The following is a 24,774-nucleotide window of genomic DNA, read 5'->3' on the forward strand; positions in this document are numbered from 1 at the left end:
AGATATACCGTATGTTGAAGGCTGGCAATTCGACCCACTATGTAATCCGGTATTCATGATTTGCGCGAAATTGGATTCCGAAGGAAAAATGCCCACTGGTCCCAGTTATTGCGAGTATAAATGTCCACTAACTAAGGTGGCTTTCGAGAAACATATGTGGGGAGAAACATTTTATGAATTTGGTGGAGAATCGTCTTACCAAGCTCATGGTCTTATGGCATGCCCACCAGGGATTAAAAAAATAAAGGGAGCCGCTTCATGGAAGCCTGGCTGGGATAAGGAAAAAGGGTTCGGAGGAATTGCTACAGAAGATATTTATTTGGAACAACCCTTTGTTGAAGGTGGTTGGGCAAGGATTATACTTACAAGGAGTTGGTGTAAATCGAATCCTTGGCTCGTGGAAACAACTGATTGTACGTTAATTGACAAGGTTCCTGTTCAGTCAAAATTTCCTGAACCGTTTCCACGAAGTGCTGCCGGAGTTACCCAGGCAATGCGGCACGATCTTCTTCTGACTGAACTATTGAAGACACCACCTGAAATTCAGTCTCCTGGAAATAACGATGTCATAAAAGATGGTAAAGCTGTTTTCACCGCACGCAAAACACTCCCCTCTACTGTAGAGGAAGAAACTGTGAGGGTTGAAGTAGAATTTAATCGTTCTCTCTGGCCGGGGTCTGAACCGATACAGCCTATGAAAATTAAGGAAACAATGCCTTTGAACAACGGATTTGCGATTAAAGCAATTTCTCTTAACGAGGGTCTATGGCAATGCCGTACACGGCTTGTGGCCCAAAACGGTCCCGGAATATGGAGTAAAATCATATCTGTTAAGGTGCCAGCCCAAGACACGACAAAAGACTTGAAAATCAATAAGAAATTAAAAATTATCCCCACGAATGTCACTAAACCTGTTTTGCCCCCAAAGAAAGACTAGCAAGTCTGGAGTAACACAATAGGTGCAACCGACTATACAGCGGACCCCGCAAAAAGCGCGGGTCCGTTGAGCCGGAACGTTACTATAACCATCTCGAAGATCTCTAGTTTCGTAAATCTCTCAACCATTGCCTTATTCCTGTCAAAATTCAGCTAGACAGGTAGCTCTTCAACTCTATATCTTCACTATAATATAGCTCCATATCCGGTTTCACTGGTCGGCCCATTGTCATGCTTTCTGCACAAAAGAAAATGGTGAGGCGGTATGGCGGGCACTATTCCGTCTCAACGAAACTAAAGAAAAGAGGGGGAAGGTGCCCTCTCTATCATTTGAAAACGAGCAGTAAGGTAGGGGCTGCAGGAGGCCGTTTAATGTTTTGCAAAAATTACTGATAAGGTTAAGTCACACCGCAAAAGGCCTATCTACTGCCGTTTTGGGCACAATCATTATAGTTGTTCTTGTAATCTTACCCACCTGATGTTACACATAAATTCGACATATATTAAACAATACCAAACACTTCACAACGTCGAGGATAGAGTGTACCCAAAGAATTAGACAATATATTTCTTACATTACCACAACTGAGTTAGCTCTAACTGTATATGAAAAAGATAATAGTAAACTACTTTTCACTCACACTGAGTGACGTTGGGGATAATCTTGATCAGAGACTCTTTTTGTATCTTGCCTATGGACTCTTGGTTGGTATCGTTACTTTTCTAAGCTTGAACATATTGGGCATCCTCAGGGGATACCCTGTCATACAGGCTTTTCAGGGAATGTATTCCTGGCATACGACCTTAAATTTTTGCCTTTGCTTCGTTTTGGTAACAAAAATAGTTCGATTTATCCAGAGCCGGAGTGAAAACCAGGTTAATTGGAAGGTCCTCCATCTTTGGATGATCGGTATCTCTTCGTTTGCGATAGCCTTTGTCGTGCAAAGAACCCTAGTCTATGCTGGTATTGAACAGTATAATCCCGCTTTGATTGAATACTACCAACTTCACCCTCATGCCAGGCCGAGCTTTTTTATTATGCTTTTCTGGTGTTTGTTCTTTTGGATTCCTACCTTTTTTGGTGTGGTGCAAATAGCAGTCTGGAAACAAAAACGCTACAGACAATTTATTGAAGGAGCCAGAGCGCCAGTGACACAGCGCTGGTCATTGGATGGTGGGAAGACATTGGTGAACATAGATGATATCACACATATTTCCATGGAAGATCATTATGCCAAAGTTTGCTGGCAGCAAACCGGTCTGAAAAAAGAGAAACTGGTAAGACTGTCTCTTAAAGAGGCAGTTAAACAGCTTCCTGTAGACCGCTTTATACAAATCCACCGTTCACATCTTATCAATCTTGACCACGTCGAAGGCCTTATCAGGGAAAAACAGAAGTGCATGGTGAATATTGACGGGGTAGAACTTCCTGTCAGCAGAAGCAGGTTGGCTACTGTTAAGAGTATGCTTACCAGCGATATTTGAATATGAAAGCGTAACTTTCCGTCAACCTTCTCAATATAATTCTCATCTCTTTTTTGATGATTTATCTCTGCTTTTTAAACACTCAAATCTGCTCTCCAGAATATTTTCCCGATTATAATCGAGTATGAAAATTTAAAGGATCATTGGTGTTCGAACGATGCCCAAGGATTTCCATATAAAAGAAGATCAACTACCGCTGTCATTTACGACAGAATTGAGTTCATTGGCGACAATTACTTTGAATTATAAGGAATATTTTCTAGGATCACTATTATCAAAATAATAAGCAGCCGCCACACTTTCACTCATTGTAAAATAACTGCTGGTGTCATGTCATGTTGTAAATGTTGTAATAGAGCGCCGGAATTCTGGTTTTCTGCGAGGCGCGCTAAAAGAAGCGTAGCAATGCTATGTAACTGATTAAGCAACGAAGTCAGGAATCCAGAACAACAAGCTCTAAGCGACAGAGGAAGCATGACAGGATACGGCTTAATACGACTCATATAATTAAATACTTCAAAATTTGACGTCGACGGAGGTACCATGAAAACATTATTTGCAGCTCTTATCTATCTTACCATCACCTCTTCACTTGTTTTTGCAGGTGAAGCCGATGTGGTAAAAGTCAAAATTGAGACGACCGATGATGGCTATCTTAATGTTTATGCAACAGTTCAACACAATGATGATGGCTGGGACCACTACACTGATCGCTGGGAAATTCTGGACCTGGAAGGCAATATACTTGATACACGTGTTTTGAGACATCCCCATTCAGCGGCTCCTTTCACAAGATCTATTCTTCGAGCAAGGATACCGAAAGGGACGATAAAAATTAACGTTCGTGCTCATGATAATGTCCATGAATTTGGCGGCAAAGAGGTTGAAGCTATCGTCCCTGAACATTAAGATGCGCTACTCCCTGTAGCGATTTACTATGGAAAATTGAAATGGAAAGAAAAGTACTGCCCGTTCATGGAGCATGTCTGGTTATACTCTCTTTATTCCTGGGGATGGCCAACATCACCTTGGCCGCTCCTGGGGTTGAAATCTACAACCAAGAGGCCGCCCAGTTTGAGTTTGTAAGCGAATCATCTCCAGTGATACATATAGACGTTGTCGATCCATCAATATTACAGAATAGATTCACAAAGCAGGCCATTCTTGCAGTGACGCATGGTCATCCCGATCATTACGATAAGACTCTCATCGATTCCTTTCCGGGAAAGTCGCTTGTCAAAAAAGCAGGCCACATATCGTTTAATACAGGCAAGATAATCTCTATCCCTTCAACTCATTCTGAAAAAATAGAAGGCGCTTTTTTAGTGGAGAATGGCAGTAACTACATAATGCTTGTGGAATTGAATGGCCTTAAAATTGCCCATTTGGGAGATATCGGCCAAGCATCCTTAACCAAGAATCAGCTGGGGATGCTGGCGGATGTTGATATAGTCATTACCCAGTTCATGAATCCTTTAAGTGATATGGATATGGAAAACAAGAAGGCCTTTAACCTCGTTGCACAGCTATCACCCAAGATTGTAATCCCCACGACTCATGGCCGCTTGAATGAAGGCGTTATTCGCCACGCCAAGAAATTATGGGAAGTATACGCCAGTGAAGAACCCTCCTTAACATTTGACAAAGCTACACTCCCCCAGAAAACCACCATGCTGGTATGGGGGGATGGGGTGTTTTTTGTCACGGAAGACCATGCACTTCCTGAATGGAATGTGACAAAATAGACCACTTTCGAAGATCGTATTTCAGCAGGAGGGCATTTGGGGGAAGGGTTCTCGCCGAATTCTGCCTAGGTACTAAAAGTTTTTGGTGGGTTGGCACTGAAGTTAGCTATTTATGTGTCAGATGGAGGTGTGCTCCCAGAAACTTCGAGAAAGATACAATTGAGAAATTTATCGATGGAATGCATTTTTTACCAGTATCAAAGGGAACGCTATTTAATAGAAATCTTAAGGCGACTAATTCAATTGGGGCAAGGATGTTTTACAGTCAGAGTGGGATGTTTGTCCGACAAATTGTAAAAAACAAACCTCTGCTTTTTAAAAAATTCATTGTTGATCTGCAAACAGGAAAGGATTTTAAAGAATGTTTCATTGAAGTATTTCATTCAGATGTTGATGTGGTGCTAAATAACTATATAGAAAACATAAGAAAAAAGCACAGCCAGTCACTGGACGCTGACAGCGGGAACAGCTCCGTTGCAGGTTAGCTCGGGCGCTATTTTTAAACAAAATATGGTCACTCTACTGGGGCCAAGCTCAAAGTATATTTTGAGAATTATATGCCTGAAATGTCAGTTTTATTCACTACATCTATACAACCTTCACTCTTACAATTGTGGGTGGGGATATTACCTTTAGTTATTGGCGTTTTCCTGATAGCACCATTTCCAGCAAATTATGAAATCCTAACCGTTATGAAGCCAAAGGAAAAATGATGAACATTGGAATTTATATTTATGATGAAGCTGAAGTACTCGTTCTCTGGCCCACCCGGCGGACCTGACTAATTCGTTCAAACGCCCCAACTAGTCCGTATTGTCAAATGTTTCACAGTTGTCGAGGATGTTGCCTGTGCTGGTCTCGAAGACCATGTGGTAAGGTTTAAAAAGCAACAGTAAAAGACATTTCTTCATAATTATTTTATCCCTATTCAATATTTTCAAAAATTAAAAACTGTAGGAAAGATAGAGGGCTCCCTCCCATTCATCATAGTCGCTTTGACCAATACTGAGGTAACCAAGACTAGCTTCGATGTAGATGGAGTCAGTGACTCTTGAACGAAGACCAGTCCTTACCGAGCCGCTCCAGGCAGAAGGTGTCTTATACGTAAATTCACCGGTCAGTATTTTTCCGTCATTAGGGCGTTCATATTCATATGAGACTCCAAGCTCGAAAAAAGGCTCTGTTGTAGGCACCGATTCGGTGGTGCTTTTTTCCAAGGAAAAAGTGTGACTGAATTCCGCGGTAACGCTTGCTACACCGGAGTTAGCGTCAGCGTTTTCTATATCGAGATCAAGCGGTATGTCGAATACCTCACCATGGAGAGTATAGTCATCCGTTCTCGTGTGTGTATAGCTGATTGAAACACTGGGTTGGATGCGTGTACGTCCGTCATCACTGAGCGTGTAGTAACCGTTGGCATTTATAAGAAGCGAATACTCTTCAGAGTTGTAATCTCCTTCCAGAATTAATAATTTGCTGGAATTATCGAACCGCCCGTAGCTGAAAAAAGTGGAAAGCGCCCAATGATCTGTAATCGACTTTCCGATATAGGGGCCGATCTTAAACCCATCACTTTCAGTTTCCACCAGAGAACGGAACCCGGTAGTCTCATTATTCATCAAACTCATCCAGAATCCGGTTAACCATCCGTCTCTAAAGTGTTTGTCCGCTCCCAAGTTAACTGAAACGCCATCGGAGTCAATGTTTCGGCCGTAGCGCTCATCAACGGTTTTCAGCGCCTTTGGGTTAACCCATACGTTCCATGGTGCTGCTGTATCGTATCGTCGGCCACGAGTTACCGGAGCCTTTGGGCCATTGCCCTTGGGAGTATCTTGAGATTCATAAATTGGAATGCAATGTACGTATCTTGGATCATCCAACATTGCCTTGTAGATTTGTTCATCGACTTCTTCAGGGCATGTGAGTATTGAGCCCTCAATAATTTCAGGATGTCTCTGGCCGGCCAGCTGTGTGATGCCAGTTCCCTGGGGCTTGATGGAGTGATCGGACTGAGAGGGCACAGCTGGAGTGATTCCCGTTGGTGGCAAGGTGCCGATCGGGTTACTGGGTTTTACAGGACGGGTTGGAGTGATTCCCGTCGGTGGCAAGGTGCCGATCGGGTTACTGGGTTTTACAGGACGGGTTGGAGTGATTCCCGTCGGTGGCAAGGTGCCGATCGGGTTACTGGGTTTTACAGGACGGGTTGGAGTGATTCCCGTCGGTGGCAAGGTGCCGATCGGGTTACTGGGTTTTATAGGACGGGTTGGAGTGATTCCCGTCGGTGGCAAGGTGCCGATCGGATTACTGGGTTTTACAGGACGGGTTGGAGTGATTCCCGTCGGTGGCAAGGTGCCGATCGGGTTACTGGGTTTTATAGGACGGGTTGGAGTGATTCCCGTCGGTGGCAAGGTGCCGATCGGGTTACTGGGTTTTATAGGACGGGTTGGAGTGATTCCCGTCGGTGGCAAGGTGCCGATCGGGTTACTGGGTTTTATAGGACGGGTTGGAGTGATTCCCGTCGGTGGCAAGGTGCCGATCGGGTTACCGGGTTTTACAGGACGGGTTGGAGTGATTCCCGTCGGTGGCAAGGTGCCGATCGGGTTACCGGGTTTTATAGGACGGGTTGGAGTGATTCCCGTCGGTGGCAAGGTGCCGATCGGGTTACTGGGTTTTACAGGACGGGTTGGAGTGATTCCCGTCGGTGGCAAGGTGCCGATCGGGTTACCGGGTTTTATAGGACGGGTTGGAGTGATTCCCGTCGGTGGCAAGGTGCCGATCGGGTTACCGGGTTTTATAGGACGGGTTGGAGTGATTCCCGTCGGTGGCAAGGTGCCGATCGGGTTACTGGGCCTTGATGGGCGTCCAGGAGTAACACCTTCAGGAGGTAAGATTTGAATCGGGGGGACCGGGCGCACGACTGGTGGTTTGACCAGATCGGGAATCTCCAAACCTCCTTTCTGGTTCTGTGTGTCAAGCAGACTATATCCTCCTTCTGTAACATTGTATAATTTATGGACACCACCGTTGCCACTGGACACATTGGGAGAATGGCTTATGTGTGAACCACTATTTTCCATTGCCCATTGATCGACAACTGTCGTCTGCGAGGTTGATTCCAGCTGGAATGAACCAACTGAAGTTGTCGAAAGCCAGATGGAATGGGTTTGGCTAGAATCGTACCCGAGAAATTCTAAAATGCCTGTAACCGGAGTATTCTTCGCCTCCACGAATGGAGCAGCAAACAGCAACATAAACGCTGCATTTACAAACATGTATTGTGCAATTTTTTTCATTTATCCCATACCTTCATATTAAAGTTGATAACTAATCAACACTGTTACTGTGTCACTAAAAACAATTTCTGAAAAATGTTGAAGCTTCCTTCTTTTTTCTGTTGATGAGATTTAATATATTGAACTAGAGGTGATTCTTGGTACCAATGTTTTAATTATCGTTTGAATAGTGATAAAGTCAACCATCAATAGTTGTTAATGGCAATATTCTATCATATTGTTTTTTCATCTTTTGTTACGTATACTTCCTGTACGTTTTTGATGTTAAAGCTGTGAAAAGTTACATCATTTCCGGCAAGTGGATGAAGGAGAGCCATTACTCATTATCTAGTTTGTATCGTTTCAATTTTGCGTTTGAAGGTTCAAGTGTTCACCTTATGTTGTCAGACAGGATGGAAGATGTCACGGCAGTATCATGCAACTGGCATTGAAATATTTGTAACGGCAGTAACACTTTTTTTTCGACATTCCTCTTTTAATACGAGGGTTTCACGTAGCTGATTGATGCCCCATGTAGGGATGCAGACACCTCTGAATGGAAACAGGAAAAATATTAGATTGTTGTTCAGCTATCTGAATTGAGGTTTTCATTGGCAAAGATTTCCGGCATCCGACTCAGCAACTCATTTTTCCATTTACTGACGGTTATCGAGTGGATCTCGTATTCCTCTTTTTTGCCATGATTGAAGGACTATGGATAGGTTAGGTAAATGGTTGTCCGGATTCCAGGGATCGCCTCTGCATTGCTTGTCAGTACTAGTTCATGATTATGCTAGGTGCATACCTTAACAAACAGGTTTTTATGTATAAAGTAGTCTCGGCATAGAAATGAAAGTTTTGGGTTTTATATTGAAGTCTGGGCGATAATCGCTAACAATTTTAAGAGGAACGTATGAAACGAATTCTTTATGCTGCACTACTATTATTTTCAGTGGTTTGTATCTCTTCACCTGCATTTGCAGACAAATTTGAAGATACGAAAAAGATGTTTGTGAAAGCCGGGGTGGGGGATAAGTTCGATACGGCCTATGGGTACGCCCTGTTCCCGACCATTGGTAAGGCAGGCTTTGTGGTTGGTGGTGCATATGGAAAGGGGCGGGTTTACATGCAGGGAAAGTATTATGGAGACACCGCAATGACCCAGGCGACTGTAGGATTTCAGTTGGGTGGGGCCGGGTTTAGTCAGGTCGTATTTTTTCGTGATAAACATTCCTTTGGTGATTTTGTACGGGGCAATTTTGAGTTTGGTGCTGATGCAAAGGCTGTGGCCTTGACTGCAGCAGTTGAAGCAAGTGCAAATACCGGTGGGAGTTCCACCACCGCCAGTGGCGGAAAATATAACGCCAATATAGCAGGTGGTGGCTACAATCATGGAATGGCGACATATACCATTACGAAAGGTGGCCTGATGTATGAAGCGACGATAGGCGGACAGAAATTTAGTATTACAAAGAAATAGTTGACCTAGATTGAGAATCTTTTAGTAAAGGGCCGTCAGTAATTGATACGCTGATGGCCTTTTTAATAAATAGTTACAGGACGAGTCCCATGAGTGAAATTCTTTTGTTACAGAAAAAACAGGATAGGACCTTTCTTCTTGTGTGCATTAATTTCCTCCTTTTTATGGTTCTTTTTGCAGGCTTCGGGATTGTTGTCTGGAAATCTGCAACGCTTGTCAGTCGCTTGAGTAGTGATCTTACACGAGCGGAAGAAACCATTGGACAATTGCATCAAAGGTTTCAGGCCATGGATACGACTCAACTTGTTGATCGTATAGCTCAAAATGCAAGCCAACAATTAGGTGAGTCGATACAGAGTTCATTATCAGGTGTTGATCTGTCGACTCCCATTACGAACCTTTCAGATAAGGTTGTCGTAACCCAGGAGATGCTGGAAAAAAGTGGTGAAACACTTCAGGCGATAAATACCAATGTTGCACAGCTGGATAATGATGTAATAGCAAGAAAAGTGGCTGACTATGTCTTACAGGGTTTAAGACAAGGTGTGAACAGTTCGGCTCAACCGTTAACAATTCAAAAGAATAACTGAGTTAAAAATAATGGATAATCCACAGCTCAAAATAATTGGTATTGTACACAGTGATATTCTACATTTAGACGATGCGCCCAAGAATTACAGCGAGTCGAACAGGGCAGGGCGTCTTGAGATTTTTCCGGAGTATGCCGAGGGGATGGAAGATATCTGTGTGGGTGATACCATTGTACTGCTCTGCTGGTTTCATCAGTCAGACAGAGAGGTACTGAAAGTATATCCTAGAGGTGATACGTCGAGAGGTTTACGGGGCGTATTCTCCACCCGAAGTCCAGCCAGGCCTAACCCAATAGCCATCTCAGAACTTGAAGTGTATGAGATCGAAGGTACCACACTGAAAGTGACAGGTCTCGATATGTTAGATGGTACCCCCATCGTCGATATCAAAAAAAAGATTAACTAACTCTTCTATACATAACAGTATATTGTTGTCCTTCCTCCTCTCTTCTGGAATTTCCTTCTCTTATATCCATTGCATTTCTATGTCCCATTGAGGTAGTTATTCTAGCGAATACGCCTTCTATCGTGTGAAGTATATAACCCAAGAGATCCATAGTATGAAAATTAGATGTATCATAGTTGATGATGAGCAACCGGCACGCGACGAATTACGTTATCTCCTTTCTTCTTTTGATGATATTGAAATTGTTGGAGATGTTGATTCTGCAGGAAAAGCAGAGAAGCTTATACATGGTCTGTCTCCAGATCTTGTCTTTCTTGATATTCAAATGCCCGGCAGAACCGGTTTTGATCTGATTAAGATGCTGGCCGGCAGCGACCATATACCGCTTTTTGTGTTTGTCACCGCCTACGATAACTACGCAGTGAAGGCATTTGAAAAAAGTGCCATAGATTATCTCCTCAAACCTCTTTCCGAAAAGCGGCTGGCACTCACTGTGGACAGGGTGCGAAAGTATATGGGAGAGGAAAAACATGACTCTATTGAGGAAAAACTACAGCATTTGCTTTCACAAATGGAGCCCCAAAAAGATGTGGTGAAAGTTTCAGTGGAGAATCATGGAAGAATGCAGCTCCTTTCCCCCGATTCTATTGTCTATTGTTCCTACGATTCCGGGCGAATTATGGTTCACACAAAAAATGAGCAATTTCCCCTGCATAGTATTTCCACCATGGATAAGTTAACAGAACATCTCAATGGTTGTTCCTTTTTTCGAGCCCATAGAGGACTCCTTGTGAATCTTAACTGCATCCGTGAGTTTAGTCCCTGGTTTAACGGTAAGTATAATTTAATTATGGCGGATGCGAAGGGGACCGAGCTTGTTGTGAGTCGCGCTCGAGTTAAAGATTTTAAAAAGCGATTGGGAATTTAATTCAATGACTATTACTGCCCTGATCACGGTTCTTCTCAAGCATGTAGGCCTTCTCGTTGCCGGAGCCTTTGTGTTGCTCACTATTTCCCCCGTCCAGGAACTCAATTTTAAGAAAAACTCAATCTACAACAGGTTGTTTCTCATTATCTTTTTTGGCCTTTTTGGAATTCTTGGGACCTATAGCGGCAACGCTATTTTTCATTCAATCGCCAACCTTCGGGCCATGGCTGTAATAACTGCTGGCCTTTTTGGCGGGCCCTTAGTGGGGCTTGGAGCAGGGATTATTGCCGGTGGGCACAGGTTTGTTATTGACCCCTGGGGCTTTAGTGCCGTTGCCTGTTCCTTGGCGACGATTTTAGAAGGATTGTTTGCAGGCTACATGCATCTGCGATTTAAAGAGAGAAGTCTTGAGTGGCAATGGGGGATGGTCTTGGCTTTCCTGGGCGAGGTCATGCATATGAGTCTTGTACTTCTTTTCTCCAGACCGTTTGAACATGCTGTGGAACTGGTTCGAGTCATTGCTTTACCAATGATCATTGGTAATACCCTGGGTGCTGCTCTTTTTATCCATGTTATTAAGACGCTTCAGGAATTTAGAGAAAAAAAGGACTCCACCCAGGCCCAGAAAATATTTGATATTGCCAGTAATACTGTTCGTTACCTGCGTGGTGGCTTAAGGATGGATACAGCCCAGGCAACGGCTAAAATTATACACCAGCGTTTACCGGTTGCAGCGGTGGCCATCACAGATACTTCAAAGGTGCTAGCCCACGTTGGTGCTGGTGACGATCATCATCTTGCGGGAAAGGCTATTAGGACGAAGTCTACCCGTGATGTAATTGACACAGGTAAGCCCATTTTTTTACGTCGTCACTCTCAAATTGGCTGTAACCATGATAACTGCCCTTTCTATTCAGCTATCATCGTGCCGCTGAAAAAAGGTGGGGTGATAGTGGGAACCTTAAAGTTTTATGGTTCTGAAAGGATAGAGCTTAACCGCATTCAGTTTGAAATAGCAAAAGGATTGACAGATCTGCTATCAGTCCAACTTGAGCTTGAGGATATTCAGGTAAAAGATAAGTTGCTGGCCCATGCTGAAATAAAACATCTCCAGGCTCAGATAAACCCCCATTTTCTCTTTAATTCTCTGAACACCATTGCCTCTTTTTGCAGGACAACGCCTGAGAAAGCTCGAGAGTTGATCCTCGACTTGTCTCTTTATATGCGGAAAAATCTTGATTCCAGTCGTGGATATATTCCTCTTTCCAGCGAACTGGAACAGATTCAGTCCTATCTTGCCATTGAAAAGGCTCGTTTTGGTGACCTGATTCAGGTGAATATCGATGTAGAACCCGGCTGTGAAGATTGGCCGATACCTTCGCTTATTATTCAACCCCTTGTGGAAAATGCTATAAAGCATGGGATACGAAGCAGGGAAGGGGGTGGATCCATTGCTCTTACAATTTATCGCAATATGGATGTCTTAGAAGTGACGGTTGAAGATGATGGTGTAGGGATTGCTGAAAACAATCTTAATACTTTGCTTACGAGAAAGAACCTTGAGAGCCATAGCGAAGGTGTCGGCCTACGTAATTCCAATTGTCGTCTCGAGCAGATCTATGGTCCGGAGTTTGCCATGGAGATCGTAAGCAGTCCGAATAGAGGCACCACTATATCCTTTCGAATACCCCAAAGTCAGGACGTTGAGTACCTTCCTGCGACCTGAAAAGATGGTGTCTCAGCTTTATCCCAGTGCACTCCAAGTATAACTTTTGTCACTTCAAGCGTATAAAACGACCACTCACCTCCAATGAATTGATGTAGATGCCACTTCGGACTACCCTCACTGCAAACATTATGCGAGCAAGGGGCAGCATATAAACATCAATTTAGTTGGAGGAACACAATGATTTTTTTTCTAACCTGTGTGGGATTACTCATCCTTGGATATTTAACCTATGGTGTTCTCGTTGAGAAGATCTTTGGTATTGAGGCAGAGCGCCAGACACCATGTATGACCAAAGAGGACGGTGTTGATTATATATCAATGCCCACCTGGAAGGTGTTCTTTATACAACTTCTCGATATTGCGGGATTAGGACCGATATTTGGGCCGATCCTCGGTGCATTGTATGGGCCTTCTGCACTTATCTGGATTGTCATAGGCTGTATCTTTGGCGGAGCGGTACATGACTATTTCAGTGGAATGCTCTCTGTTCGTGGCGGCGGTAAGTCTATTCCCGAAGTTGTTGGGGATATTATGGGTATGACTGCGCGTCAGGTTATGCGTGTGTTCTCAGTTATTCTTCTTCTATTGGTCGGTGTTGTTTTTATCTTAGGACCTGCAAAGCTTCTCAGCGCTCTTACCGGAGTGAATGTACAGATTCTGGTTGGCTGCATCTTCTTTTACTATTTCATCGCTACCATCCTGCCCATTGATAAGGTCATTGGTCGATTGTACCCATTCTTTGGCGCACTGCTTATCTTTATGACCGTCGGTATCATGGGTGGATTGGTTTTCCACGGATATGAAATTCTGCCAAATCTCGATTTTGCAAGTAACACCCATCCAGGTGGCAAGGCTATCTGGCCACTTCTTTTTATCACTCTCTCATGTGGTGCGATCAGCGGGTTTCACTCAACCCAGTCCCCACTTATGGCGCGCTGTATCAAAAATGAAAACAAGGGACGCCAGGTATTTTACGGTTCCATGATCATGGAAGGAATCATAGCACTTATCTGGACCACCGTAGGACTCTCGTTCTACACCGGTCCAGATGCAATGAGTGCTGTTATCGCATCAGGATCACCTGCAGCTGTTGTAAACGAGGCATGTAACACACTTCTAGGCCCTGTTGGTGGATTCCTTGCTATTGTGGGTGTGGTTATTTTGCCAATATCCAGTGGTGATACCGCTTTTCGTTCTACCCGCCTTATCCTGGCTGAAGCCTTTAAGATGGATCAATCTAAAACACCTAAGCGTTTAATGATTGCAATTCCTCTTTTTGCCATTGCCTTTCTTATTACCCAGGTAGATTTTAATATTATCTGGCGCTACTTTGGTTGGTCAAATCAGATGCTCTCAATGATGGTACTCTGGTGTGCAGCTATTTACCTTGCGAAAAAAGGTAAGTTTCACTGGATATGTTCCCTTCCTGCTACCTTTATGACTGCAGTTGATGTTGCCTTTATCCTTCAGGCAAAGATAGGGTTTGGCCTGCCAGCGACACCTTCAAATATTGCAAGTGTAGCAGTTGCCGTGGCTGTCTTCGTCTTCTTCCTCGTGTCGGCAAAACCCGATTCAGCAGCCATTGATCAGCTGGAAATGAACCAGGCGAGCTAGAGCTGTTTTGCGTTTTAGCGTAATATTCGGAGGGGGCTCTGAGTAGTTTCCTGGTATTTTTATAAAAAAAGCCCCACAGGATTACATATCCTGTGGGGCTTTTTCTGTTTCTACCTATACTGCCCTGACCTCGTTGGTCAATAGCGTGGCGTACTTTGTTTGTTTCTATACCTCAGACCCACTCTTACGTATACTGCGGAGAAAAGCATTGTATTGATGGGGGAGACTGCGTTTAGCAGGGGTAACAATATAGAAATAGCGTTGTAGGGTGAGGCCGGCCACCTTTATCTCCCGTAACTTCCCATTTTCAAGCTCTTCGGCAATTGCGTGCTTTGAAATGATGGAAACTCCGAGATTGGCCTTAATCGCCTCTTTAACCGCTGCACTGGATCCTAAGGTTGCACATATCTGCAGCTGGCGTACATTTAATTTTTCCTTGGCCAGGAGTGTTTCTGTACTTTTTCTGGTACCGGAACCTTGTTCTCTGACGATAAACGGTAGCTTTTTGAGGTCAGCAACGGATATTTCGTCGTCAGTTGTACTCTCTTTTGCTGCGGTTAAAATCAGGTCATCTTCAACGAAGATTTCGTACGATACCTTGGAAGACTGAGGTTTTGCTCCAACTATACCTAAATAGAGTTCATTTGTTGCAATGGCATCGATAATTGTCTTTGAATCTTTAATACGAACTTCAAAGGCAATACCGGGATACTGCTGTTTGAAGGTTGCAGCCAAAGGGGGAAGCAGATAGGTACCGGGAATGGTACTTGCTCCAAGAATCAGTTCACCGCTGACAGAGGTCTGTTGGGCTGAAATATCCGATTGTAACTGCTCAAGATCGTCAAGGATCGCGAGTGCTCGGGGGTTTAGAAGATCAGCTTCGGCGGTGGGCATGATACTTCTACCTAGCCTATCAAACAATTGACAGCCTAAGCTAGCTTCAAGGTTCTGTATATGCTCACTTACAGTGGGCTGACTTGTGTAGAGTTCTTCGGCTGCCTTTGTAAAACTTCTGGTTCTATATACAGCAACAAAGATTTTTAAATGCCTGGTTTCGATGGTAGGTACCTAGTAAAGAGAAAGATAATAGAACGGTTTATTTAAAGGCTACTAGGAAAAATTGCTAATTGGCCCAACTTCATCGTTACGTTCAGAATTTTATCCTTGGAATATCAGTTATATGCCTGTGGTAAAATTTTTCACGTGCCTCGAATTTGAGCTAATTATCTAATTTTTCAAGGTACCCTTAAGTTAAATCGTACATGCCAACTGTATTAAAACGCATTTTTTAGTGTTTACTGCCCTTCGGGCTACCCAAGCTTAACAAAGCTAATTTGTTTACGCAGACTTGAAATACATACACCGACTAAATGTACGCAGCGTGTCACCTTCGGCAGGTAGCGGAGGCTTTGAGCCTGGTAATTGTAAAAATTAGATTAAACGTTGAAAGTATAAACCGTAAGTATGTATTTTACTAGTGAGTAAAAACAATAAAATACATACTTACTCGATCTATATTATTTTTCCATCAGGGGAGTGCTGAGATACCTCTCTCCTGTGTCAGGTAATATGACCACAACCTTCTTACCTTTGTTTTCAGGTCTTGATGCGACCACTATAGCCGCTTTTAGAGCTGCACCACTTGAAATTCCGCAAAGAATACCCTCTTTTAGGGCAACTTCTTTTGCAGTGGCAAAGGCATCATCGTTACTGACCGGGATTATCTCATCGATGATCTCGGTATTAAGAATTGCGGGAATAAAACCGGCACCGATACCCTGAATTTTATGGGGACCTGGTTTTCCACCGGCAAGTACCTGAGAGTCTTCAGGCTCTACTGCCACGATCTTTACAGCAGGATTATGCTTTTTAAGTACAGCAGAAACGCCTGTGATTGTACCCCCGGTGCCAACACCTGCCACAAAGATATCAACCTCTCCACCAGTGTCTTTTATGATTTCTGGTCCTGTGGTTAGCTCGTGGATCTCAGGGTTAGCCGGGTTGCCAAATTGATCTGGCATAAAGCTGTTATCTGTTTCAGCAAGAAGAGCAGAAGCCTTTGCAATGGCACCTTTCATACCATCTGCAGCAGGAGTCAGAACCAGTTCCGCTCCAAGATGTTTTAACAGCGCTCGTCTTTCAATAGACATACTCTCAGGCATGGTGAGTATGAGACGTAATTTCTTATGTGCACATACAAAGGCAAGACCAATTCCGGTGTTGCCGCTGGTGGGTTCAATAATTGTGCTGTTTTCATTGATACGGCCATCTTTTTCGGCTGTTTCAATCATATTAACCGCAATTCTACACTTCACGCTGCCCATGGGGTTGCGCGATTCTTGTTTAGCAAGGATCGTTGCTCCGGTTTGCTTTGAATATGAGTGAAGCTCCAGAAGGGGGGTATTGCCAATTGACTGCAGTATTGTCTGGGACATAGTTATATCCTTGTATATTGTTTTATCAATCTCATTACGAGTGTGAGTAGATCAACTCTGGACGTTTCAGGAGTACCTTGGTTCCTGTGGCGACACTTTCAGTAATCCAGATATTACCGCCAATGATTGAACCTTCGCCGACAATCGTTTTGCCTCCAAGTATGGTGGTATTCGAATAAATTATAACATTGTCTTCAATGGTTGGATGGCGCTTTTTATCACGCAGTTTCTTGCCCGCATCCCTTGGCAGAGAGAGGGCTCCCAGGGTAACTCCCTGATAAAGACGAACATTCTCGCCAATAATTGTAGTCTCTCCGATAACAACCCCGGTACCGTGATCGATGAAAAAACCAGGTCCTATGGTGGCGCCAGGATGAATGTCGATTCCTGTGAGGCTGTGGGCGTATTCCGTCATTATTCTTGGAATGATTGGTATATCAAGAAGGTAGAGCTCATGGGCGATACGAAAAATGGATGTGGCCAACAGCCCTGGGTAGCAGAAAATAACCTCATCTGGACTTTTAGTCGCAGGATCTCCACGCAGTGCTGCCCTGATGTCGGTTGCAAGAAGACCGGTGATCTTTGGCAGAGCTTCGATAAAATGAAGGGCCAGCATATGACTACGTTCTTCACAGTTGGTGCAGGGAAGACCGTTCCTTCTACAATCATGCCGGATGGCCATGGTGATCTGTTCAGAGATCTTTTCGTAGAGATCTGTGGTCTGCTTACCTATATAGTATTCAATATTTGCGGCGTGGAGCTTGGTTTTGGTGAAATAACCTGGAAACAATATACGTTTCGTCTGCTCAACGATTTCAATTACTTTTTCCTGGGAGGGTAAAGATACCGGGCTGATATGCTCAAAACACTCCTTGGTATTCCAGGAGGAAAGGAGTTTTTTTACAACCTGAGGAACCTTATCCTGCTGACTGGTGTTGGTTATTTCAACATGATCGCAGAGTGTTGCAAGCTTTAGGTTATCAGTAGTGTTTTGTTCTGATTTCTGAGTCATAATATTTCTACATCCTTGTGGCATGGGAGTACCGTTTTGTATTACCTGCTTACTTTCCTGAAGTACTGAAGTCCTTATGTCCGCAAAAGACTCCGAGGGCATTCAACTGAGTTGTCGTCTGTTTTTTATTCCCGGTTACCGCCTTACTTTTTCTATAATATAAATACCGTATCTGGCCCGCAGGTTTGTGAAGTTGTGGATTACGTGGCCATCACTATTGGCGGGGTTAGTATTGATGAGTATCTCTTTGGTTATGTTGTACCCCACATCCCGCGCGAATTTTTTAAAGTCCCGTATGGTGATGACTCTGATGTTCGGGGAGTCATACCATGAGTATGGGAGCTGGTCACTTTTGGGCGCTACTCCCTTAAATAACAGCTGTAGTCTGTTGGAATAGTGGCTGAAATTAGGGAAACTGACAATCACCTTTCTGCCAATTCGTGCAAGTGAATAGAGAAGGGCCGCGGGTTCAAATACCTGCTGCAGGGTTTGACTGAGAATAACGTAGTCGAAAGAGCAGTCCGGGTAGTCATTCACTTCTTCGATGAGATCGCCCTGAAGTACGCTTAAACCACGACCAATACAGTGTGTTGTCTTTTCTTTGTCCAGTTCTATACCCGTTCCGTGTACCCCTTTATTAGCGGCAAGCCAGGCAAGTAAATCTCCATTACCGCAACCAAGATCCAGAACCCTGCTTCCCTCAGGTATTTCAGAACTGATTATTCGGAGATCAAACCGGATATTTTCGTTATCAGGAGATACCATCGATGAACCCCCTGATGAGTGTGATAAATCTGTCATCTGATATTAAAAATGCGTCGTGACCGCAGTCCGCTTCGATTTCACAAAAACTTACATCCTCGCCGCCACGTTTTAGTGCCTGGACCAGTTCCTTGGCCTGATAGGTTGGATATAGCCAGTCAGAACTAAATGAGACAACGAGGTATTTAATCTTCTTTTCGCCAGTTTTTTTGCTAAAATCCGCCTTGTTCATCAGATCAACCACATCGAAATAGTCAGCGGCTTTTGTGATATACAATAAAGAGTTGGCATCAAAACGATTGACGAATTTTGATCCCTGATGGCGCAGGTAACTTTCAACCTGAAAGTCCCCGTCAAAACCGTAGGAAAAGCTATCCTTATCCTGGAGTCTGCGTCCAAATTTACGCCGCATTGCCTCATCGGAGAGGTAGGTGACGTGGCCGACCATTCTGGCCACCGCAAGCCCCATATTAGGAGGTGCGGAATTGTAATAGTTCCCCTTGTTCCAGTTGGGATCGGAAATAATGGATTGTCTGGCAATCTCATTAAACGCGATAGCAAGGGCCGAATGGCGCATGGTGGTGGCGATTGGTACCGCTGCACGCACAAATTCAGGGTACTTAACACACCACTCGAGTACCTGCATGCCTCCAACAGAGCCACCGACCACAGCTCTTAGCTGTGAAATACCTAAGTGGTCGATGAGTACTTTCTGAGTGTCAACCATATCGCCTATGGTCATCATGGGAAAATCAAGGCCGTAGGGCTTGTCTGTTTCCGGGTTTATGGAGCTTGGCCCGGTCGATCCCATGCAACTCCCCAGGATATTAGGACAGATAACAAAGTATTTATTGGTATCTATACCTTTTCCAGGTCCCACGAGAAAATCCCACCAGCCCGGTTTGTCATCCTCCTTATCCGTTGCGTAATACCCAGCTACATGGGAGTCTCCTGAAAAGGCGTGGGCAATAAGAATCGCATTATCTTTCTTATCATTTAAGCAGCCACAGGTCTCATAGGCTATGGTAACAGGGCCCAGCTCTGCACCGCTCTCAAGGGTGATCTTGTGTGGTGGTTCAGCAAACGTAAAGAACTGCTTTTCAACAATACCAACAGAGTTTTTCATCCTGCTCATTTCATCAGATTCTATGTAAATCGGGCAATACTTACGGTATTGCCCTTTTGTTAAAAATTTTAAATTGTTTTTTCAAGCGCTTGGGTCAAATCCTCTATAATATCATCCGCATGTTCAATTCCAACGGAAAAACGCACCATACCCTCATCAATATCAGCATCTTGTAACTGTTGAGCAGATAGTTGAGAGTGGGTGGTGGATGCCGGGTGAATGGCAAGCGATTTTGTATCACCTACATTTGCCAGGTGGGAGACAAGTTGCAGGTTATCAATAAACGTCTTTCCTGCCTGGAGCCCCCCTTTAATACCAAAGGTAATCATTCCTCCAAAGCCGTTTTTCAAATATTGAGCGGCAATTTTATGGCCTGGAGCCTCGCTGAGGCCCGGGTAGTATACCCAGTCTACATTTTTATGGCTCTGGAGATACTCGGCAACCTGCTGTGCGTTTTCATTATGTTTTTCCATGCGCAGATTCAGTGTCTCAATACCCTGTAGGAATGACCAGCAGTTGTCAGGGCTTATTGCCGCGCCTAAATTACGGAGAGGAACCAGACGCATACGTAGTGCAAAGGCTACCGGATTAAGGTCTCCCAGGTCATGGGCGTAACGCAAACCATGATACGACGGATCAGGCTCATTGTAGAGGCTGAATTTTGGGTCCTGCCAGTTAAATTTTCCCGCATCGATGGCAATTCCACCAATGGCTGTTCCGTGCCCTCCAATCCATTTAGTCAGTGAGTGAATGACGACGTCCGCCCCGTGCTCAATGGGCCTAAGTAAGCATGGCGGGGTGAAGGTTGAGTCCACCACTAGCGGCAGATTATATTCTTGGGCTATTTTACTCAGCGCATCAAGGTCCGTCATATTTAAACCAGGGTTGCCAAGGGTTTCACAGTAAATGGCTCTGGTTTTATCGTTGATTGCCGCCTTAAAATTGTCTGGATTGGAAGGGTCAACAAACGTTACATTGATGCCCAATTGTGGGAGGATCGTGTCAAACTGGGTGTAGGTCCCTCCATAGAGATTATTGGCCGAGACAACCTCATCTCCAGGTCCACATATGTTAATGATGGAATAAAAAATGGCTGATGTTCCGGAGGCAAGGGCAAGTGCCGCAGCGCCACCTTCAAGTTGTGCCATTCGTTGTTCAAGTACGTCCTGGGTAGGGTTTCCAAGCCGGGTGTAGATATTGCCAAGTTCTTTTAAGGCAAAGAGGTTTGCTGCATGCTCGGTGCTCTTAAAGGTGAATGCAGCAGTTCTGTATAGTGGAACCGCCCTTGAACGGGTTTCCTGATCGACGCTCTGTCCCGCGTGTAGGGCAAGTGTTTCAAATTTCATACATGTTCTCCTTTGTGTGAGAAATGTTTATAGCAGTAACTATCTGAAGCTATTTAGTTTTAGCTGATTCTTTCTTCATACGGTCTATGAAGTCATGGAGATGTTCTCCGTTGCCTGTCTGGGCTTCTGGATCGATTTTAAGAATTGACTCCCAGCTGGCTATGGCTCCATCCATATTTCCCAGATCATAAAAGAGAACTATCCCTTTGTTGAATCGTGCTGGAATATGGTTGGCGTCCATTTTTATAGCATCATCAAATGCGCCTATGGCTTTTTCTGGCTGATTTGTTCTCCTGTACATTACGCCAAGGTCTGTGTAGATGTTGGCATTACCCGAGTGGAGTTCCAGTGATTTTTCGTAGGCAGGAACCGCCTTTTCAGGGTGGCCTGCATCAAAATAGAGGTTCCCGAGCTGTGTCCAGCTTTCAAAGTTGTCAGGGTTTGCTGTAACGTCAGCCTCAAGATTGGCTATGGCCTTATCAGTTTCTGCGCTGTGTTCGTGTTTCTGTTGCTGGTTTGCTACCGGTGCTGGTGCTGAGCTCCCAGTTTTATAAACAGTAAAAGCAATACCGCAGAGAAAGCCTGCAATAAATATGACAGCATACATAGTTAAGTTGCTGCTGGCTTTCGGAGTGGTCGCTGGTTCAGGGGACTCTGGCATCGCTTTTTTTCTACTCATTTTTTTATAATCCAGTTGATGTTGTTAGGATACGGTGTCATTATTATAGACATACAGGTTAGTAAAAGACATTGTGTGTACCACGATGTGGTATGCTGTGCAACAGTTTTAAAATAGTCATGAATTCATCAATCTCTTATTTAATTCTAAAAAATTACTGTTACTTCAGCAATTATTCTGAAGAGACTTATAGTGATTTGCATGTCAGTTGTAGTCGATACAATGTTTCTGGTGGATCAGTCGGAGCATTGCACTAATGTGAAATAAATTATAAAAAGTGCAGTAAGTCTTCCCCGTCAATCCTCGACCACCAGATTACATACAATAGATATATCCATTGTAAATGTTTGTCCAGTGAGCAATAGAAAGCAGATGTTGAGCTTGTTTTTGAGCTGCCACGTTTAGGGCCAAATATTTTATGGTCAATATAAATTCGGAGGAATCTGAGATGAAGGTGTTAGAAAAAATAGGTAGTAAAACAGATAGAGAAAAGGGGAGGGCTGACAACACAGCCTACCCGCCCACTGTAACAGCCATTAAAGAGAGTATTGTCCATCATTTAATGAGTTTTCAGGGACGGGATCCGGAGCGATCCGGGCCCCAGGATGTATATAGGGCGCTTGCGTATACCATGCGGGATGTAATGGTACAGAAGTGGATTGCAACTCAGAAGACGTTTTATGCCAAAGAGAAAAAACGGGTCTACTATCTCTCCCTTGAGTTTTTGATTGGGCGTTCTCTTGGAAACAGTGTGAGTAATCTTGGTCTCTTTCATGATGTCAAGCAAGCGGTGGAGGAACTGGGCTTTGATATGGATGAAATTAGGGACCAGGAAGAGGATGCGGCCCTTGGTAATGGCGGACTTGGGCGTCTTGCGGCCTGTTTTATGGATTCCATTGCAACTCTTAAAATTCCGGCCTATGGCTATGGTATTCGTTATGAGTATGGTTTGTTTTTTCAAAAACTCATCAATGGCTATCAGGTTGAGGGGCCGGACAACTGGCTACAGGATGGCTGTCCCTGGGAGTTTGAGCGCAGCATGCCCGTCTTTGAAATTAAATTTTTTGGTAATGTGAACTCCTATCTGGATGAAAAAGGTCAGTACAGGAAAAAGTGGGTTAATACCAAAAATGTTATGGCTAAGGCCAGTGATCTGATGGTGCCTGGTTATAAAAATGACCACGTTATAAATATGCGACTCTGGTCCGCTTCTTCATCAAGAGAGTTGGATCTGGGAGATTTTAGCCGTGGTGATTATATAGGCGCGGTTGAATCAAAGGTTAGTTCTGAGACTATTTCAAAAGTGCTTTACCCACCCGATCATAATTATGCGGGGCAGGAACTACGGCTTAAGCAACAATATTTCTTTGTTGCCGCAACTTTTCAGGACATTATGCGGCGTTATAAGAAAAAGCACACCAACTTTAATAAATTCACTGATCTTGTTGCTGTGCAGCTTAATGATACCCATCCATCCATCGCCATACCTGAACTGATGCGTCTTTTACTCGATGTTGAGGGGCTTAGTTGGGAGCGTGCCTGGAAGATCACGGTGGATACCTTTGCCTTTACCAATCACACCCTTATGCCGGAAGCACTTGAGCGCTGGAGTGTCGATATGATCGGGCGGGTTCTGCCAAGGCATCTAGAGATAATATTTGAGATCAATCAGAGATTCCTCGATGAGATCGCCGAAGCCTACCCCGGTGACGGCAGAAAGATTCGTGAGATGTCCATTATCCAGGAAGGACCGGTGCAGATGGTCCGTATGGCTCATCTGGCAATAATAGGTAGCCATAGTGTCAACGGTGTGGCCGAGCTTCATTCTCAGTTGCTTAAAGATCGTATTTTCCCTGATTTTCATCAGTTCTATCCGGGAAAATTCAACTCAAAAACCAACGGTATTACTCCAAGGCGTTGGCTGCTTGATGTGAATCCACAGCTTGCTGAACTCATTACCAGTAAAATTGGAGCTGGCTGGGTAACGAATCTTGACCTTTTGCGCGGCCTTGAACCCTTTGTGGATGATAAACAGTTCTGCTCGTCATGGGAGAAGATAAAGCTGCAGAATAAGGTGCAGCTTGCAGACTATATTCGTAAATCCTGCAACGTTATAGTTGATCCGAGAACAATGTTTGATATTCAGGTCAAACGTATTCACGAATATAAAAGACAATTGCTGAGTGCATTGCACCTGATCCATCTCTACCAGCGCATTATTCACGGAGAAGCAGAAGGGATTGCTCCACGAACGGCGGTCTTTGCAGGCAAGGCGGCACCATCCTACTGGCGGGCAAAACTAATCATTAAACTCATCACCTCCATAGGCAAGGTTGTTAATAACGACCCACGGGTTAAAGACCTGCTCAAGGTAGTATTTTTGCCAAACTATAATGTATCTCAGGCTGAAATAATCATGCCAGCGGCAGATCTGTCCGAGCAGATTTCAACCGCAGGTACGGAAGCCTCAGGTACAGGGAATATGAAGTTTTCTCTTAATGGCGCTCTTACCATCGGAACTCTTGATGGGGCCAATATAGAAATTCGTGAGGAAGTGGGTGAGGAAAATATCTTTATTTTTGGCATGACGGCAGAAGAAGCTGAGTTCGAGAGAAGGAATAGTAGCCGAACTCCGTGGCAGGTGTGTCAGATGAATGCAGAAATAAATGACGTCATCGAGTCCATTGCCGATGGTTCTTTTAGTGGTGGTGATCGTGAACTCTTCAAACCTCTTGTGGACAGCTTGATGGATAAGCATGATCCATATTTATTGATGCTCGATTTTGAATCCTATATCGCCTGTCAGAATGAGGTGAACGATGCCTTCTTAGACACTGATCAGTGGACGAGGAAATCCATACTTAATGTTGCCCGTATGGGTAAGTTTTCAACCGATAGGACTATTAAACAGTATTCAGAAGAAATCTGGGGAATACCTGTGGAGTAAGGTCGTCTCGGTCATGCCGTGCGGGGTCAACTTTCTTGACCTTGCACGCAAAATCGAGTACTTCTTGCGCCAGCGCCCGCAGCCTAGGTGGTTTCAGAACTCAGTTGCTGAAGGTAATGAACGAAAAAAGGGCTTACAGATAAATTATCTGTAAGCCCTTTAAAATTCATGGAGGCGGCGATCGGAGTCGAACCGATGAATAATGGTTTTGCAGACCACTGCCTTAGCCACTTGGCTACGCCGCCCCGCTGAGGGATATCTATATACCATAACAAAAACTTT

General features: G+C 44.2%; 20 protein-coding genes and 1 tRNA gene. 12 read left to right on the top strand and 9 right to left on the bottom strand.

Annotation, left to right across the window (positions count from 1 at the left end):
* Positions 1–154 precede the first annotated feature (154 nt).
* From ACX6CI_RS02490 to ACX6CI_RS02510, 5 genes are all read left to right on the top strand, one after another.
* A complete protein-coding gene (locus ACX6CI_RS02490) occupies positions 155–937 on the top strand; it encodes a hypothetical protein (protein WP_458776606.1) in 783 nt (260 codons plus the stop codon).
* Between the two features lie 605 nt (positions 938–1,542).
* Positions 1,543–2,421, top strand: coding sequence for a LytTR family DNA-binding domain-containing protein (locus tag ACX6CI_RS02495; RefSeq protein WP_458776607.1), 879 nt, complete (start codon positions 1,543–1,545; stop codon positions 2,419–2,421).
* Between the two features lie 543 nt (positions 2,422–2,964).
* Entirely contained in the window at positions 2,965–3,330 is a 366-nt protein-coding gene (locus ACX6CI_RS02500) for a hypothetical protein (RefSeq protein WP_458776608.1), read from the top strand.
* Between the two features lie 41 nt (positions 3,331–3,371).
* Positions 3,372–4,166, top strand: coding sequence for an MBL fold metallo-hydrolase (locus tag ACX6CI_RS02505; protein WP_458776609.1), 795 nt, complete (start codon positions 3,372–3,374; stop codon positions 4,164–4,166).
* On the top strand, positions 4,148–4,651 hold the full coding sequence (locus ACX6CI_RS02510; protein WP_458776610.1) for a hypothetical protein: 504 nt from the start codon (positions 4,148–4,150) through the stop codon (positions 4,649–4,651). Before ACX6CI_RS02505 ends, ACX6CI_RS02510 begins: the two co-directional genes overlap by 19 nt.
* Before the next feature lie 459 nt (positions 4,652–5,110).
* Here the strand turns inward: ACX6CI_RS02510 and ACX6CI_RS02515 are convergent, their stop codons facing one another.
* A complete protein-coding gene (locus ACX6CI_RS02515) occupies positions 5,111–7,393 on the bottom strand; it encodes an autotransporter outer membrane beta-barrel domain-containing protein (RefSeq protein ID WP_458776611.1) in 2,283 nt (760 codons plus the stop codon).
* A gap of 958 nt (positions 7,394–8,351) precedes the next feature.
* On the opposite strand from ACX6CI_RS02515, the gene ACX6CI_RS02520 reads away from it, so the two are divergent.
* The 6 genes from ACX6CI_RS02520 (at position 8,352) to ACX6CI_RS02545 (ending at position 14,185) form a co-directional block, all read left to right on the top strand.
* Positions 8,352–8,918 (top strand): lipid-binding SYLF domain-containing protein, encoded by a 567-nt coding sequence (locus ACX6CI_RS02520; RefSeq protein ID WP_458776612.1) that lies wholly within the window; start codon positions 8,352–8,354, stop codon positions 8,916–8,918.
* A gap of 89 nt (positions 8,919–9,007) precedes the next feature.
* Complete coding sequence (locus ACX6CI_RS02525; RefSeq protein ID WP_458776613.1) at positions 9,008–9,508, top strand: hypothetical protein; 501 nt, start codon at positions 9,008–9,010, stop codon at positions 9,506–9,508.
* Positions 9,509–9,518: 10 nt separating this feature from the next.
* The gene (gene tsaA / locus ACX6CI_RS02530) at positions 9,519–9,914 is read left to right on the top strand and encodes a tRNA (N6-threonylcarbamoyladenosine(37)-N6)-methyltransferase TrmO (protein WP_458776614.1); all 396 of its coding nucleotides are present in this window, start codon (positions 9,519–9,521) and stop codon (positions 9,912–9,914) included.
* A 154-nt stretch (positions 9,915–10,068) separates the two neighbouring features.
* Positions 10,069–10,842: a LytR/AlgR family response regulator transcription factor gene (locus tag ACX6CI_RS02535; protein WP_458776615.1), complete on the top strand. Its 774-nt coding sequence runs from the start codon at positions 10,069–10,071 to the stop codon at positions 10,840–10,842.
* A gap of 4 nt (positions 10,843–10,846) precedes the next feature.
* Entirely contained in the window at positions 10,847–12,568 is a 1,722-nt protein-coding gene (locus tag ACX6CI_RS02540; RefSeq protein WP_458776616.1) for a LytS/YhcK type 5TM receptor domain-containing protein, read from the top strand.
* Between the two features lie 180 nt (positions 12,569–12,748).
* Positions 12,749–14,185, top strand: a complete 1,437-nt coding sequence (locus ACX6CI_RS02545) for a carbon starvation CstA family protein (RefSeq protein ID WP_458776617.1) — start codon at positions 12,749–12,751, stop codon at positions 14,183–14,185.
* Between the two features lie 165 nt (positions 14,186–14,350).
* Here ACX6CI_RS02545 and ACX6CI_RS02550 read toward each other — a convergent pair whose 3' ends face one another.
* The 7 genes from ACX6CI_RS02550 to ACX6CI_RS02580 all read right to left on the bottom strand — a co-directional run bounded on the left by ACX6CI_RS02550 (position 14,351) and on the right by ACX6CI_RS02580 (position 21,545).
* A complete protein-coding gene (locus tag ACX6CI_RS02550) occupies positions 14,351–15,244 on the bottom strand; it encodes a selenium metabolism-associated LysR family transcriptional regulator (RefSeq protein WP_458778421.1) in 894 nt (297 codons plus the stop codon).
* Positions 15,245–15,702: 458 nt separating this feature from the next.
* Complete coding sequence (cysK, locus tag ACX6CI_RS02555) at positions 15,703–16,620, bottom strand: cysteine synthase A (protein WP_458776618.1); 918 nt, start codon at positions 16,618–16,620, stop codon at positions 15,703–15,705.
* 34 nt (positions 16,621–16,654) lie between these two features.
* Positions 16,655–17,632, bottom strand: a complete 978-nt coding sequence (locus ACX6CI_RS02560; protein WP_458776619.1) for a serine O-acetyltransferase — start codon at positions 17,630–17,632, stop codon at positions 16,655–16,657.
* A 135-nt stretch (positions 17,633–17,767) separates the two neighbouring features.
* Positions 17,768–18,397, bottom strand: coding sequence for a methionine biosynthesis protein MetW (gene metW, locus ACX6CI_RS02565; RefSeq protein WP_458776620.1), 630 nt, complete (start codon positions 18,395–18,397; stop codon positions 17,768–17,770).
* Complete coding sequence (gene metX / locus ACX6CI_RS02570) at positions 18,384–19,520, bottom strand: homoserine O-acetyltransferase MetX (protein ID WP_458776621.1); 1,137 nt, start codon at positions 19,518–19,520, stop codon at positions 18,384–18,386. Before metX ends, metW begins: the two co-directional genes overlap by 14 nt.
* A gap of 68 nt (positions 19,521–19,588) precedes the next feature.
* Positions 19,589–20,866 (bottom strand): O-acetylhomoserine aminocarboxypropyltransferase/cysteine synthase family protein, encoded by a 1,278-nt coding sequence (locus ACX6CI_RS02575; RefSeq protein WP_458776622.1) that lies wholly within the window; start codon positions 20,864–20,866, stop codon positions 19,589–19,591.
* A 49-nt stretch (positions 20,867–20,915) separates the two neighbouring features.
* The gene (locus tag ACX6CI_RS02580) at positions 20,916–21,545 is read right to left on the bottom strand and encodes a tetratricopeptide repeat protein (protein WP_458776623.1); all 630 of its coding nucleotides are present in this window, start codon (positions 21,543–21,545) and stop codon (positions 20,916–20,918) included.
* A 448-nt stretch (positions 21,546–21,993) separates the two neighbouring features.
* Here ACX6CI_RS02580 and ACX6CI_RS02585 point away from each other — a divergent pair, with 448 nt between their 5' ends.
* Complete coding sequence (locus ACX6CI_RS02585; RefSeq protein WP_458776624.1) at positions 21,994–24,492, top strand: glycogen/starch/alpha-glucan phosphorylase; 2,499 nt, start codon at positions 21,994–21,996, stop codon at positions 24,490–24,492.
* Between the two features lie 169 nt (positions 24,493–24,661).
* On the opposite strand, the gene ACX6CI_RS02590 is transcribed toward ACX6CI_RS02585, so the two are convergent.
* Positions 24,662–24,737 (bottom strand) — tRNA-Cys (locus ACX6CI_RS02590).
* Between the last annotated feature and the right edge of the window lie 37 nt (positions 24,738–24,774).

The sequence above is a fragment of the Desulforhopalus glucosivorans genome (assembly GCF_054397165.1).